The sequence below is a fragment of the Candidatus Falkowbacteria bacterium genome (assembly GCA_013336275.1).
Taxonomy (GTDB): domain Bacteria; phylum Patescibacteriota; class Patescibacteriia; order Patescibacteriales; family GWE2-39-37; genus JAAXUA01.
Map to the genome: position 1 here is coordinate 26,538 of JAAXUA010000003.1, position 13,149 is coordinate 39,686.

The window sequence follows — 13,149 nt, forward strand, 5'->3', positions numbered from 1 at the left end:
TATTGTATTAATCTACACATGAATATAGAAAAATCTTTAAGGCACCCCCTTGCCGCTGAAAACCTCCCAGAAATTGACGTCGAAGACCAGGCTGATAAGCTGCTGGCGACTTTTCCATCTGAATTACAGAGACAGTGGCGGACTTTTTTTGAAGAGAGCGAAGACCAGCAGGCCGCCTATGTGCGCATCTTGGAAATTGCGGGAAAAAGACAAAATGCCATTCAGCCAAAGAGCGAAGGCAAAACCTTCGACCTGAAACTAAGCAAGGAGGCTGCCAAAAGAAATGAAGAATGGCAAAAAGCCCTGATTGAGGATGTCGGCACCATAATTGAAAGGAATCCCGAACCTATCGGTGTCGGGCGAACCGCCAAGGTGCACAAAAGGGCGCTCAAGGACGGGTCAACCGCCAGCTACTGTCTGAAGATCATTATCAATACGAAAAAATCGGAATACTTGCGCGACAACGATATTGGAACCGAATTCTCATTCCTTGAGAAGTTGGAATCACTAAATGTTGACGGCGCCAGGATTTCCCTGCCGTACGCCTGTATCCAAAACCAGGACAAGCATGTCTTGGTCATGGAAAACATCGACGGCGTCAGCATCCAGGACGTCTTGGATGACAAAGAAAAGTTACCAGATGGATTCGATCCTGATGTATTTTTCACTAAGTTAGAGAACTTCATACGAAAAATGCATGAACGCAGCATCCATCATCGCGATCTACATGCCGGCAACGTCATGATTGACCGCAATACCCTCGATCCGCGCGTGATTGATTTCGGCATGGCCATAAAAATTATGGGCGATGAGGATCCCTATATCAGGCGCGATGAACGCAAGGAAAAGCTATGGGTATATATAAACGATTTGGTGGGCCTGAAAGAGAATAAAAAATTATTGTTTGAACATTTGCATAATAAAAACCAGAAAGGAGGGCAGCCGACATGAAGACATCAGAACTGCTCAGAAACAAAGCTGCCCGCGCAGCCGGAGACATGATTGTTGAGGGGTTAACCCTCAAAAAAATCGACACCACGGATTTCTTCGTGGCTACTTCGGTGCCCGATGGGTACAGCTGCTGGGATCAATTCCAGCACAAAGACCAGACGGTTTTCATCGTCTGGGAAAAAGAGGAGTAGCCTCCTCACAAGCCAAAAGCCGATCACCCAGTGGTCGGCCTTTTTTTATGGAAAAGTATTAATAGCCAGAGGACGCCGCAAAAGATCATCATATCTGCGACATTAAGGATACTGAAATATGCGACCTCCAGATAGTCGACGACAAAACCGTAACGCAGGCGATCGAACAAGTTGCTTATCGACCCGCCGATAATCAAAACATACGCGCTTACGAGAAAAAAATCTTGCTGCAAATAAGCCAGCCGAGCGAAGTGCGTCAGGATCAATATTATGCTTCCGACCAAAATCGGAAGCAGGTGCCCCGGGAAAGGCAAAGAAAAGGCGATGCCGAAATTCTTGCTGAAATCGAACACCAGGAGATATCCGATGATTTCCCTGCTAAAGCCAGCCATAGCTAACGACTTAAGCCAGCGGTCTGCCATAAATAAAAAGACAACAGCCAAAAATACTGCTGTTGTCTTGTATCTGATCTGCATAATTGTTTTTAGGCTCCGTTCTGCAGCTTGCTCTTGCAATCAACGCAAGCGCTAGCCACCGGTCTGGCGATCAACCGTTTGGGATTGATGGGATTGCCGCAATACTTGCAAGTGCCATAGCTTCCGTCCTCGATCCTTTTCAGGGCATTGTCGATATCACGAAGGTTGTCGATCAAGATGCGCTCAGTTGCCAGATTGGTGGTGTAGCTATCGATTTCTTGGGCATTTTCATCAGGCTTATCGCCATATTCAGGAAAGACAGTTCCAGCCTCATCCCCGCCCAATTTGGCGAGTTCGGCCCTGATCTGTTCGCGTTCTTTCAATAAATCTTCCTTGATTGTGTTCAGTATATCTTTTTCCATATGATTGTTTTAATCACTCTTATCTTACTTGATTAGTCTCAATTTGACAAGCATCTTGCCTAATCAAGCAAAAAAAAGAGGGGCCCAGTCGGGCCCCTCTTTGTATATAACATACATTGAAATATAATAGGCCACTGAGCCCCATCCCTAAGAGATAAACGCCATTTCATCTTTCGATGATTTAGAGTATTTCCGCTCTCAGGGCGAGCATTTCGCTTGCTTGTCAACTTCTGGCAAGCCGTGTTTTTTACCGATCTGCGGTAATAGTAATTTTATATAGTAATTATTACTACCTTTTTTCTTTTGTTTTTGTTTTGGTGCAATGTTGACTCTTGCGATAGATCAGTAGAAAACAAAGTTCTCTCTAAAATGTTTTTCAGAGAAAGCTTTCGGTGTTAAAGAACGATCATCTATAAATAGTATAGCATAAATTTGACAACATGGCAAAGGGTTGGTCAAGTATATATTTCATACCTAGTCCTGACTTAATATTAGCAAAAAAATATATTTGAGTGGCAGGCTTAGTTATTTTTGTCCACAGTATCTTGGACATAAATATCATCTCCAAGAATATTTACCAACAACTTATCCACAGATAAGTCCACGATTTAATGGACAAAAAAACCAAGACTAAGCTTGGGGTTTTTGGAGGTCACGGTGGGAATCGAACCCACGATAAGAGTTTTGCAGACTCATGCCTTACCACTTGGCCACGTGACCTTGATCTTAAAAAAATAGATAGGACCGAATTAGCCCTAATCATCTTATTACAATATAGCAGATGTGTAAATCCCAAGCAACTCCGCCCAGTATCAAAAACGCCCCGGTTACCCGGGGCGTTTTCATATGTTAGATCTCTTCAACTATCTCAATCTTAGCCTTTCTGACGCCAAATTTAAGGGCGTCTTGGCGATCTTTAAACCAGACATCAACCCGTTCCTGGTACCTTGAGTTCATCCTATCCCTTACTACAAAAACCCTATCACCAAACAGCTCTGGAATCCTCACCTTGGTGCCGAACTTCAAAAAATTAGCAGCAACGGTGTCTTCTTGGTTGTGTTTGCAGAGGTTAAAGCCGTTAGCCGTGGTGCAGGGGTCGCTATCTGTTTGCCCAACCTCCGAATTATAGGCAGTCATCGAATGATAGCCGTGATCCTTTACCTTTAACACTGTCTTGGCTACGACGGGCTTTACCTCTTCTTTCTTGCTAATATTAGATAAAGTAACCGGGGTACTCTCTGAAACGGATGAATATCCGCTGGCCTGCCCCGCAACGGCCGTAACCGGCTGCAACTGTTTAGCTGATACCGCTTCCTTGGCTAATATTGGCAAAGGAAACATCAAATAGTCATAAACGACGATCGCAACCAGCAAATTGACATAAATTTTGTGTTTCCGGTTTTTTAACCGGTGACAACTACCACTTAAATCCATAGTAAACTTTAACAAATTAAAAAATCCCATCATACGACAGGACCTCGCTTTGTTTTTCGTTTTGTTGTTGATTGACTATCGTAGCATATTTTTCGTAAAATGTCAATACCCATCCCCCGTGAACAGCAAACAAATAGCTTGACAATTATCCAATAATATACTATATTAACTAATCACCTTTTCAACAAAAAATATCCCACGAGGAGGATTATCTCATGAAAACGGTACAGCTCTTTCTATTAACCCTTGCCCTGGCGGCACTCAACGGTTGTGCTCTCGTTACTCCGCCACCCTTCGTCAACTCAACCACGGAAATAACCCGTGACGCCAACGGCAACATCGTTTCTTCCCGCTACCACCGTGGCATCACCGGTTTCTCCTACTCAGGAGACAAAGAGTCGGTAGGCGACTGGGCCTATGCCGAGCAGATTGCCCGCAACGGTAAATCAGGCTCTCTATCCGAGCACACCGGGGAATTCAAAGGCATCATTGCCTCAACCGACCGCGACGTTAACGTCGTAATAACCGGAAACGGCCTCAAGCGGAGTTTTTACGTCAAGGCCGGACAAGAAATTTCCGGCACCCTTCCCTCGGGCAAATACACTGCCACCACCTATTACCGAGGCAAAAGCCGCGGCTCCTGGGACTTTGAAGTAAGGCCCCAGAACCTGCACAGTTATGCCGGGAAAGAAGTGCATTGGTACACCGTTTACAATCGGTAGCGCACCAAAAAGCGCAACAAAAAAAGAGGCCATACGATCGTATGGCCTCGCTTTATTTTTTACGAAAACTGACTACTACGGCGAACCGGTCATACCGCCACCTCCGCTATCAACAACTGAATCCAGGTTAGAGAAAACGAAATAGGTGATCGAATAGGCCGCCAAGACTATGATCAGGCCGATCACTGCTCGCGAAATGGTATTTTTGGCTTTGGTAATCTTAGTCTCATCACCACCGGCTGTCATCCAACTATAACCTGAATAAACGATCAATACGACAAAAATTATACCCAGAAGACCGATGAAGGCCTTGATGGCTGTGGCTACGATTGTCGCTACGCCATCCTTGGTTGTTGATTCATAGCCAGCCGTCTCGCGCAGGGCCTTCTGCTGGTTGAACATACCGCTCTTGGCTTGGTCGGAAATAAGACTAAGAGCATTGGCGCTGGCAGAGTTGAATAATATGCAGCCCCAGATAAGCAAAAAAACGATTTTTTTGTTAAGAATATTTTTCATAATCAGATCATAGCGGCTGAAATCCAGACCCAGATCGCATATGCACCGACCGTGATAATCAAGCCGATAACTGCCCGCCACAGAGTCTCTTTCGCCTTATCGACTTTGCCGCTGTCGCCAGCAGCGGTCATCCAATTGTAGCCTGAATAGACGATCAAAACGATAAAGATGATGCCTAATAGGCTCAAAAATGCGCTTATAACTTGCCCAATAAACCTGGCCATGGTGAACTTGTCAGCAACTTCATAACCACCCGACAATGCGACATTGTCCATCCTGCCGAACAGGGATCTTGTTTCAGCTGCTATAGCCTTGCTGGCGACAGAAAAACTTAACAATATTGCGGCCAAAGAAAATCCTAGTTTTTTTATGGAATTGGTCATTTTATTGAATGTCTCCTTTTAACGTTTTTTCGGCCAGAGTCCTGACGACAAAGTAGCTGATGGCATAAGCAGCGAGCACCACGATCAGCCCGATCGTGGCCCGTGTTATGGTATTTTTGGCCGTATCCACCTTGCCACTATCGCCAGCGGCAGTCATCCAATTATAACCGCCGTAGATGATCAGAAGCAAAAAGATGACTCCGATAAATTCGAGCGCCGTCTGGATTATCGTAGCGATAATCGGATCAAGGCTTTCGTTCTCTGTTTCAATATTATACCCCGATTTGTCCGCCACTTCATCAAGGGGGGTTCTGCCGTCTCCGCTAGTGCTGTCTGTCGTACCGAAAGCATCTTTCAGATTAGCGCCCAGAACCAAGCTAGGAGCAAATGCCAAAAAAGACAAGAATAAAAACGCGATTACATTGTTTATCAGCCGTCTTTTCATATATTTATTGGACCAAGTTACCTTTAAGATTATTTGCAACGAAAGCAGTAATGGAGTAAGCCGCCAACACCACAACCAACCCGACAAGGGCGCGAGTTATGATTTTCTTGGCCAGCACGACTTCTGAGTCGTTGCCGTTGGCCATCATCCAGCGATAACCGCCGTATATCATTAGCCCTAAAAACAATACGCCGACAAAGCTGATTATAATGCTGATGACCTGTGCGACCCTTTGAGACAGGGTTTCTTCCGGGTTGGCCGCTGTCGTATCATAACCGCTAGGAGTGGCTGTCTTGTTCAACCCAGTACTTTCAGCGAAACTGTAAGCCAATACGCTATTGCCGACTGTTAGCATCGCTAGTCCTACAAGAAAAAAAGCTAAAAACTTTTTCATAGCGTTATTCCGGCGTAGCGGTTAGCGATCCACCCACAAAAGAAGTGATGGCATAAGCGCTTAAAACAATGATTAAGCCGATAGTAGCGTTGATTATCAGCTCTTTGGCCTTGGCCACTTTCTGATCATTGCCCTGGGCCGTCATCCACATCAAGCCGCCGTAAACGATCAATACAAAAAATATGACGCCGACGTAGGATAAGACTATGCCTATTACGCTACCCACCCTGGTGGAAATGTCCTCTTTATTTTGTTGTGACTGCGGGTTAAAAGAATCTCCCCCGTTTGGTATGGCCGTAGCAGTCTCGTTCAGCCCACCATCGAACGCCAAGGCAGGCAATACAGCGAAAAACAAGGAATAAGCCAACAAAAATAAAACGGCCAACTTATTCGCATGCCTCGATATTGAAGTCGCAAAAATCATAAATGAGTGAAGGAATTAGTTCGATTATCCTGCATTGGTGCGGCCGCAAATCTTGCGGGCGCGCCAATGCAGAGTAAAAACTCTGCATTGAACGTATATTCCAAAAAACTATGTGGACATAGTTGCGTTAGAAATAGACGAGATGACGAAGCGGGAGATACCCCAGCTTGCCAAAATGATGATCAGACCGATAACGCCGGCTGCCATCAACTTCTTGGCTTCGCCAATCTTATCTTCGCTGCCACCAGAGGTCATCCATTTGAAACCACCGGCTACGATGATAACAACAGCAATGATACCCAAGAAACCGAGGGTAACGTTGATGATGCGAGCAACAATCACCTGAGGAGAATTGTTGGTCAAACCAATGCCGGCATTAACTGCTGCCTGCTGACCGCCCCACAAATCTGTGGTTGGGGCAAAGGCGCCTGCGTTGGCGGCTACTGCTGGCAGTAATACTACTGCCCAAGCAGCCACGATAGCTAATTTTCGCAATGTTTTCATAATTCACCCCCTCTCTGGTGGCGCAGAGCGGCAAAGCCGTCGGCACGCTTATTTCTCATGTTGTTTGAACAATTCAGTCCACTAGGCCTAGCGGACTAAACTGCTTACGCTCCACGGAAAGTGTTTATTAACATTAGTAATATTTTAGCATATTTTGGCCAGAAGGAACAACAGGGCCGAAATTATTTACCTGAATCCAGTCTCCGACGCAGTTTCAGGAAGTTGCGCATGAATCTCGTGGCATCGCGAAAAACCCTGACTTTGCTCTTGCGACGGTCATAGCGCTCTTCTGACCAATCGACCGGCAATTCCCGCACTCTCAGTCCAGCCAGCCCGGCGAAGACCGCGAGTTCGGTGTCAAAAAACCAACCGGCGTCAATCACCTTTGGGGCGATTAAAAGGAATGAAGAGCGCCTGATCGCCTTAAACCCGCACTGAAGATCAGAAAACTTGTGACCTAAGATCAAGCGGGAGAGCAGGTGGCAGCTTTGCGAAGTGAATTCCCTGACGAAGGATCGCTCTATTTTCGAGCCGACCAAAAGACGTGATCCAACTACTAGGTCGCACTCGTTTGCAATGATCGGTCCAACCAAGGCTGGAATATCATCTAGCGAAACTGCCAAGTCGAGGTCCATATAGGCCAAAATATCCGCATCGCTCTGCAGCCAATAGTTTTTCAAAGCGCGGCCGCGGCCGGGCTGAGCGCTCTCGATAGCCGCAAATTCACCAGGGTTTTCCGAAACTAACTCCTGGGCAATGGCAAAAGACCGGTCAATCGACCCGTTTACGACCAAGACTATCTGCCAATCGAAGCCGAAATTGGCCTGGCGGCAATAATTCAAAAGTCTCAAGGCATTTTCCCTGAGCATCTGTTCTTCGTTGTAGATCGGCAGACAAAAATCAACCTTCATATTTTTGAGCTGCGCCGTATATGGTCAAGCCGAACGGCAAACCCTTCCTATTAAACAAATACTTTTCACTATTCAATATCAACAGCAGCAAGGCGTTAAGCGGCCGAGGCAGGTTGATTGCCTCCGTCGAAAGTTCGTTTCGGCCTTTGCCTCGGTTAAACAACTTCTTAGTCAGCCGCATTACAGCTACGGGCAAAAATACCCAGACATTCCAATATCCCAGGCGCGCGTTTCCGTAACCGGCGCGTGATAATTGCTCGGCAATGCCGCTTCTTTCATAACGGCGGAAATGTCCCATGGCCCGGTCATGCTGGCTGAAGATGGCACCGAAGGCTGGCACGGTAAACACTAGCCAGCCGCCTGGCTTTAGGCTCTTAAAAATCTTATCAAGTGTCGTTTGATCATTTTCCAAGTGTTCTAAAACGTCGAAAGCGCATACCACGTCATACAGCCCTTCGCCCAAGCTTTCATTATCCATATCGACCAGCAATGTCTTGAAACCTTTGCCCGCCACCATTTTCAAAGCTTCTGCGTTATTATCCAGCCCCACGACATCTCCGAACTCAGCCAAAACCGGCAGCTCCGTACCCGTACCGCACCCGATATCCAAAATTACCCGGGAGCGGTCCTTGTCTTCGCAAATAGAAGCAAGCAGCCTCTGGATCAAGCCTTTTCTTGCAATGTACCAAAAGTGATCGGTTTCGATTTTTTGCTGGGTCAGATAATCCTTATAATCCATGAGTTTTCTTTGACCCTATTTTACCAGATTAAAAAACAAATTAATACTGTCATTCAAAGTGCCCGCCACGATCTGTTCTGCCTTCGGAGAAGTCCCGTCTTGAGCGGTCTTGGTGATTTTTCCCTGTTTCAAATTGAACGAATACCTATCAGTCTGATCCATCCATACGAGAAACCGGTCCGAGTACGGCTGAATCAACAAGATGCTTTTCCCCTTTTCTGCTGGATTCTGCCCTTCCAGCACGGAAGCATACGAGCGCCTGAAACGGGTAGTGGGCAACGGCTGGCCTACGAGCTCCATTATCGTCGGCAAAGTGTCCATATGGCTATAGCTCCCTGAGTCTATCGTCCTGCCCACTTTGCGCCCGCCTACGAAAACCGCCAGCGAGGTCAGAAAATTCTCATCCAGGGCACCGCGTTGGTTGAAATAATTGTCTGACTGGATGGCAGCCGGCCAGCTATGGTCGCCGAAGACGAACAAAACATAATCCTTCTCCGGATAGACACTGTCTAAACCGCTGATCAGCTCACCCAAATACTCATCCTGTTTCGCCATACTGCCAGAAAGCCGGTCACTGAATTTGAGCTCGGCGGAGTTAGTTGCGGATGCATTATTGAACGGCCAGTGATTCGTGGCCTCAAAGGTGATGTAGGCCAAGCTCTTGCTTTCATCGCCATCCCTTTTCATCGACTCGAAAGTTCTCTCCAAAAAAACGCCTTCTTGCCGCCCCCACATGAATTGCGGGTCGCCCGGCTTCATCGTGTCATAACCATGGACCTGGTCAAAACCGATCTCTGACATGAACTTGCCCGTCTGCTCGAATTCCAAGCGGCTGCTCGCGTAAAAGCTGCTCTTATAGCCCAGCGGCTTCAACAGTTTTGGCAAACACCGGACCTCGATGCTGCGGCCGTCAGAAACCAAGTCTTTCGCGAATGAGCTTGGTAAAGAGCACAGGATATTCTCTTGGGCCAAAATCGTCTGGACGCTGTTGCTATAAAACCCGGGGAAATAAAATCCTTGGCTGGCGATTTTCAAAAAATTTGGAGTCGTGCTCGGGCTGGCCAAGCGGGCGTTGAAGCTCTCCATCTGAAGCATGACGATATGTTTCAGATTGCTCTCTATGCTCTGCCCGTCCAAAGGCTTGGCTGACAGCGGCTTCAGCCTGACTGACTCCTCTACCAAGGGATCATAAATCCGCTCCTGATAAAAATCGACGCCCTTGTTGCCGTTCGCCACTTGCTTAACGAAAGCGAACAGCTCGTTGTCTGCTATCCGCAAACTGGCGATCACGACAACAAACAAGATAACCGATGTTCTTATGCTGGCTTTCTTGAACCTTGAAAATATAAGTGCATTTAAACTGGCTGTGACCAAAAGCAGCAAAACCAACCACATGTAGCTTCGCCCCAAGTAGACGAACTCCTGCCAGCGGCGAGCAGCTAACAGCATGTCGAGCGGCGCGCCAACCACGGCCGAGTAGGAAACCAAGAAATAATAAGCGAAAAGCACCGTAGCCGAGGTGATTGAACCAAGCGCTGCTGGACGAAGAGAAGCTGCCAGATACCAAAACAGAAAAAATTGAGCTGCCCCGAAGATGGCCTTGAAGTGGCCTGCCCCGACTTCAAATGACAACGCAAAAAAAATCCCGTTGGATAGCAAAAACAAGGCCACACCATAATAGGCAGCGTATTCTTTAATATGATTTGCTAATTTATTTTTCATTATTGCCCGCCGGAGAGCTTAATTTTTACAGAAGGCGATTGCCAAGCCATCTTCAAAACAGTTGCGCCATTCTTTGGCCGACTTCAAATAATCGATCAGATGACTATCGGCCCTAAGGTCGCTCTCTGTTATTCCGAAAAGCAGCCTGTTAAACCAAGTAATCTCTGGGTCACGCGGTTTGCTCAGCATGACCATATCGATCCGATGCTTCTTAAGATATTTGTCTGCCTCGCCCTCTTTGAAAAAACGATGATACTCTTCAAGAATCGTGTGGTCTTCGTATCCGTGTTGCGGCTGTCGTCCGTCAACGAACAAGGGAAGACCGGGCCACTGCCACAACAGGTAACCGCCCCAGTTGAAATCATTAAGCACCCTGGCCGGCGCAGGAACAGACGATTTCAACTCGGCCACAGCGGCGCAAGGGAAATAGCCGCAATAATAATCGAATGGGCTGTTCGTAAAACTAACCTTCGTAAAACAGAATGCGGCGAGGCTGAAAAATACTGCGGAGCCCGTGCCGATAATGATTCTAGCCCTCTTTGAAACGAGCCATTGGCGGACATTGGCAACGACAAATTCTTTTGAAAATATATCAACCAGCCAAGGAAGACTGACAACGGCCAAAAGAGGCGTGTGTCGGCGCGACTTGAGCGACATCACCCAAAAAAGGAGCACTAAGCTCAGCCACCACAAATCAATTTTGAATCCACGGCTCCTGTTGATTACTTTGACCAAGACCAAAATCAAGGCAGTCGCGACCAAGCAAAGATAGAGGACGACTAACGGTTGCTGCGGGAAAAAGTAAAATGGCATCCACTCGCTAATCGCAGTCAAATAATAGGTGTTTCCGAAAGAAAAAAAGAAATCATACATTTTCCAGCCATAAGGATTGACCAGCGTAGAAGCGGCCGCTAAGACAGCCCATAGCCCGAAGACTCTCACCCTCTCGAGTGGCAAGGTTTGAGAAAAATCGATAAATTTAAGCCTGTCTTGCCATCTCCTGCCAAAATCAAGAAGCGCCATCAGGACGAAATAGCCCAAGAGCAGAGCCAGACCGACCAAAAAACCTGCGTGGAGGTTGGCCCAGATCAGAAAAAGCGGCACCAGCCAATACAAGTCCTTGCTTCTGCGGCTTTTCTGAAAATTATCAATCACAGAGAGCTCAAGCAAAAGTCCTAATAAAGTCACTTCCTGCATTCTGACTCCTAGGCTATGTCTGGCCGCAAAATACGCCAAGAAGCCGAGCGCGAAAAACCAAAATACGCTTTTTTCCAATCTTGCAAACTGGCGACGATAAAGAATGATAAAAACCGCCAAAATGATAGCGGCAAAAAATATAGATACAGTGATATACCCGAGCCTATCATACAAAAAATAAGTCACAGCATCGATCAACCACTCGTGGTCGACCCAGGCTGCTCCAGGCAAAGTGTGGCTGTAATCGGCGACTTGAGGGACCTGGCCATTTTTCAGAATCTCTTTGCCAGCCAACAAATGCCAGCCAAAATCATTATCAAGATAGCTGAATGAATTGCCAAGCAGTAAAACAACAAATAAGCTGACTAGGCTAAGTGACAGGATTTTAAGATGTATATTCTTGATTGATTCCATAACAACCCCATTATAACACATCAAGCGCCCGCGTGGACAACCGGCTGCGGTTGGCTTGATGGAATATTTTTATGCTATATTAAAGAAATGAGCAATCAAAACTCGACCCTCAATCAAGCCATCAGCAGCGCATCCCCCTTCTTGAAAGGCCTGGCCATAATCGGCATCATCCTTCATCACTACTACCGCGGCCTTTACGGCATCACCCAGAATGTCCAGTGGATTTATTCGCAAAATTTTCTTGAAACTTTTTTGAAGAGCTTCTTCTCTGGCCTATCCGAGGCATTCATCGCCTCTTTCTACTACCTCGGCTACATGGGGGTGAGCATTTTCTTCGTTTTGAGCGGCTGGGGACTGGCCATGTCCGCCCTGAAAAGAGGGCCTGAAAAATTCGCCTTATCCGGATATTTTAAAAGCCGGGCCCAAAAGATTTTCCCTCTTTTCCTGGCTAGCTTGTTTTTTTTCGGACTTCTGTTTTACGGCCAAGGGGGCAAAGGGCTTGCTGACGAGCTTCTTGGTTCCCTGGCAAAGCTTCTACTCCTGACAAACTACTCCCCCTCGGCGATATTTACAATCAATCCTTCTTATTGGTTCCTGGGGACAATTGCAATATTGTACATACTTTTCCCGATCATTTTTTTGGCGACCCTTAAAAGCCCTAAAATCACCCTGCTCACAACCATATCAATCGCTTACCTGGCAACCATTGCCATCCAACTATCCCCCTTGCAGCAATGGCACCCCTTTTTCGCCATGGGAGGTTTTCCCTTGGCTAAAATAGGCGAGTTCTCCCTCGGAGTGTTCGCTGCCATAATCATCAATGAACAAAAAACTGATTCAGCTTCATTTTTTAAGGACTACAAATACACCGTCATCGCCATTCTTCTGCTACTTCTGGGGCTGTATTCTTTCAGCAATCCATTTGCCTATCCGTTGCATCCGATCTTGATGGTTATCCCAATCATCTTCTTCTCCATAAAAACCTTTCGTTTTGCCAATTTCTGGCCAAAATTACTGAAACCGATAACTTATGCCGGGCTTTACAGCTACTCTGCTTTCCTGTTGCACCGCCCGTTTGTCGATGCCTGGGTCAATATCAACGATCAAAACTCAGCCCCTATTTTTTACGGCCTGCTTTTTCTGCTTGCATCGGTAGTTTTGCCCTCATTATTCGAAATAACTTGCAACAAAACCACAACTCCGCTTTTGAGCTCCGGAATCGGCAAAGCTTTTGATCATTTTTCCCATAAAAATCATTTCTAGGCTTGGCGAGTTTACCATGCACCAAGCCCGTTTCACCTTGACTTTTGGCCATTTTTATTGTAAATTTAAATAAATTTACGGCGCATTGTCGTTTTTATTAT

At 46.6% G+C, this 13,149-nt stretch carries 17 protein-coding genes and 1 tRNA gene; 4 read left to right on the forward strand and 14 right to left on the reverse strand.

Features of this window, described 5'->3' with window-relative positions; all coding sequences use genetic code 11:
- The first annotated feature begins 18 nt into the window (after positions 1–18).
- Together HGA34_02945 and HGA34_02950 are read left to right on the forward strand one after the other, a co-directional pair.
- Positions 19–951, forward strand: a complete 933-nt coding sequence (locus tag HGA34_02945) for a protein kinase family protein (protein ID NTW22477.1) — start codon at positions 19–21, stop codon at positions 949–951.
- Positions 948–1,142, forward strand: a complete 195-nt coding sequence (locus HGA34_02950) for a hypothetical protein (protein NTW22478.1) — start codon at positions 948–950, stop codon at positions 1,140–1,142. The genes HGA34_02945 and HGA34_02950 overlap by 4 nt, the downstream gene beginning before the upstream one ends.
- Positions 1,143–1,165: 23 nt before the next feature.
- Here HGA34_02950 and HGA34_02955 read toward each other — a convergent pair whose 3' ends face one another.
- The 4 genes from HGA34_02955 to HGA34_02970 form a co-directional block, all read right to left on the reverse strand.
- A complete protein-coding gene (locus HGA34_02955) occupies positions 1,166–1,618 on the reverse strand; it encodes a signal peptidase II (protein ID NTW22479.1) in 453 nt (150 codons plus the stop codon).
- An 8-nt stretch (positions 1,619–1,626) separates the two neighbouring features.
- On the reverse strand, positions 1,627–1,980 hold the full coding sequence (locus HGA34_02960) for a TraR/DksA family transcriptional regulator (protein ID NTW22480.1): 354 nt from the start codon (positions 1,978–1,980) through the stop codon (positions 1,627–1,629).
- Between the two features lie 646 nt (positions 1,981–2,626).
- A tRNA-Cys gene (locus HGA34_02965) sits at positions 2,627–2,700 on the reverse strand.
- Positions 2,701–2,829: 129 nt separating this feature from the next.
- Positions 2,830–3,447, reverse strand: a complete 618-nt coding sequence (locus HGA34_02970) for a hypothetical protein (GenBank protein NTW22481.1) — start codon at positions 3,445–3,447, stop codon at positions 2,830–2,832.
- 182 nt (positions 3,448–3,629) lie between these two features.
- Here HGA34_02970 and HGA34_02975 point away from each other — a divergent pair, with 182 nt between their 5' ends.
- Complete coding sequence (locus tag HGA34_02975) at positions 3,630–4,136, forward strand: hypothetical protein (GenBank protein NTW22482.1); 507 nt, start codon at positions 3,630–3,632, stop codon at positions 4,134–4,136.
- Between the two features lie 75 nt (positions 4,137–4,211).
- Here the strand turns inward: HGA34_02975 and HGA34_02980 are convergent, their stop codons facing one another.
- The 10 genes from HGA34_02980 to HGA34_03025 form a co-directional block, all read right to left on the reverse strand.
- Entirely contained in the window at positions 4,212–4,652 is a 441-nt protein-coding gene (locus HGA34_02980) for a hypothetical protein (protein ID NTW22483.1), read from the reverse strand.
- A gap of 2 nt (positions 4,653–4,654) precedes the next feature.
- Positions 4,655–5,035 carry a hypothetical protein gene (locus HGA34_02985; GenBank protein NTW22484.1) on the reverse strand — a complete coding sequence of 127 codons (381 nt, stop codon included), beginning with the start codon at positions 5,033–5,035 and terminating at the stop codon, positions 4,655–4,657.
- 1 nt (position 5,036) lies between these two features.
- On the reverse strand, positions 5,037–5,480 hold the full coding sequence (locus tag HGA34_02990; GenBank protein NTW22485.1) for a hypothetical protein: 444 nt from the start codon (positions 5,478–5,480) through the stop codon (positions 5,037–5,039).
- 4 nt (positions 5,481–5,484) lie between these two features.
- Entirely contained in the window at positions 5,485–5,874 is a 390-nt protein-coding gene (locus HGA34_02995; GenBank protein NTW22486.1) for a hypothetical protein, read from the reverse strand.
- A 4-nt stretch (positions 5,875–5,878) separates the two neighbouring features.
- Positions 5,879–6,298 carry a hypothetical protein gene (locus HGA34_03000; GenBank protein NTW22487.1) on the reverse strand — a complete coding sequence of 140 codons (420 nt, stop codon included), beginning with the start codon at positions 6,296–6,298 and terminating at the stop codon, positions 5,879–5,881.
- Positions 6,299–6,406: 108 nt separating this feature from the next.
- Positions 6,407–6,802 carry a hypothetical protein gene (locus HGA34_03005; protein NTW22488.1) on the reverse strand — a complete coding sequence of 132 codons (396 nt, stop codon included), beginning with the start codon at positions 6,800–6,802 and terminating at the stop codon, positions 6,407–6,409.
- A gap of 182 nt (positions 6,803–6,984) precedes the next feature.
- Positions 6,985–7,713 (reverse strand): glycosyltransferase, encoded by a 729-nt coding sequence (locus tag HGA34_03010; protein NTW22489.1) that lies wholly within the window; start codon positions 7,711–7,713, stop codon positions 6,985–6,987.
- Positions 7,703–8,452, reverse strand: coding sequence for a class I SAM-dependent methyltransferase (locus HGA34_03015; GenBank protein NTW22490.1), 750 nt, complete (start codon positions 8,450–8,452; stop codon positions 7,703–7,705). Before HGA34_03015 ends, HGA34_03010 begins: the two co-directional genes overlap by 11 nt.
- Before the next feature lie 15 nt (positions 8,453–8,467).
- Positions 8,468–10,174 carry a sulfatase-like hydrolase/transferase gene (locus HGA34_03020; protein NTW22491.1) on the reverse strand — a complete coding sequence of 569 codons (1,707 nt, stop codon included), beginning with the start codon at positions 10,172–10,174 and terminating at the stop codon, positions 8,468–8,470.
- Positions 10,175–10,192: 18 nt separating this feature from the next.
- Positions 10,193–11,785, reverse strand: coding sequence for a hypothetical protein (locus HGA34_03025; protein ID NTW22492.1), 1,593 nt, complete (start codon positions 11,783–11,785; stop codon positions 10,193–10,195).
- Between the two features lie 87 nt (positions 11,786–11,872).
- Between HGA34_03025 and HGA34_03030 the strand changes: the two genes are divergently transcribed.
- On the forward strand, positions 11,873–13,048 hold the full coding sequence (locus HGA34_03030; protein NTW22493.1) for an acyltransferase: 1,176 nt from the start codon (positions 11,873–11,875) through the stop codon (positions 13,046–13,048).
- Positions 13,049–13,149 lie beyond the last annotated feature (101 nt).

Coding starts and splice junctions, on each gene's coding strand:
- HGA34_02985 (NTW22484.1), bottom strand. CDS start 5,035: ATGACCAATTCCATAAAAAAACTAGGATTTTCTTTGGCCGCAATATTG.
- HGA34_02945 (NTW22477.1), top strand. CDS start 19: ATGAATATAGAAAAATCTTTAAGGCACCCCCTTGCCGCTGAAAACCTC.
- HGA34_03030 (NTW22493.1), top strand. CDS start 11,873: ATGAGCAATCAAAACTCGACCCTCAATCAAGCCATCAGCAGCGCATCC.
- HGA34_02980 (NTW22483.1), bottom strand. CDS start 4,652: ATGAAAAATATTCTTAACAAAAAAATCGTTTTTTTGCTTATCTGGGGC.
- HGA34_02960 (NTW22480.1), bottom strand. CDS start 1,980: ATGGAAAAAGATATACTGAACACAATCAAGGAAGATTTATTGAAAGAA.
- HGA34_03015 (NTW22490.1), bottom strand. CDS start 8,452: ATGGATTATAAGGATTATCTGACCCAGCAAAAAATCGAAACCGATCAC.
- HGA34_03025 (NTW22492.1), bottom strand. CDS start 11,785: ATGGAATCAATCAAGAATATACATCTTAAAATCCTGTCACTTAGCCTA.
- HGA34_02990 (NTW22485.1), bottom strand. CDS start 5,480: ATGAAAAGACGGCTGATAAACAATGTAATCGCGTTTTTATTCTTGTCT.
- HGA34_02955 (NTW22479.1), bottom strand. CDS start 1,618: ATGCAGATCAGATACAAGACAACAGCAGTATTTTTGGCTGTTGTCTTT.
- HGA34_03020 (NTW22491.1), bottom strand. CDS start 10,174: ATGAAAAATAAATTAGCAAATCATATTAAAGAATACGCTGCCTATTAT.
- HGA34_03000 (NTW22487.1), bottom strand. CDS start 6,298: ATGATTTTTGCGACTTCAATATCGAGGCATGCGAATAAGTTGGCCGTT.
- HGA34_02970 (NTW22481.1), bottom strand. CDS start 3,447: ATGATGGGATTTTTTAATTTGTTAAAGTTTACTATGGATTTAAGTGGT.
- HGA34_02950 (NTW22478.1), top strand. CDS start 948: ATGAAGACATCAGAACTGCTCAGAAACAAAGCTGCCCGCGCAGCCGGA.
- HGA34_02975 (NTW22482.1), top strand. CDS start 3,630: ATGAAAACGGTACAGCTCTTTCTATTAACCCTTGCCCTGGCGGCACTC.
- HGA34_03010 (NTW22489.1), bottom strand. CDS start 7,713: ATGAAGGTTGATTTTTGTCTGCCGATCTACAACGAAGAACAGATGCTC.
- HGA34_03005 (NTW22488.1), bottom strand. CDS start 6,802: ATGAAAACATTGCGAAAATTAGCTATCGTGGCTGCTTGGGCAGTAGTA.
- HGA34_02995 (NTW22486.1), bottom strand. CDS start 5,874: ATGAAAAAGTTTTTAGCTTTTTTTCTTGTAGGACTAGCGATGCTAACA.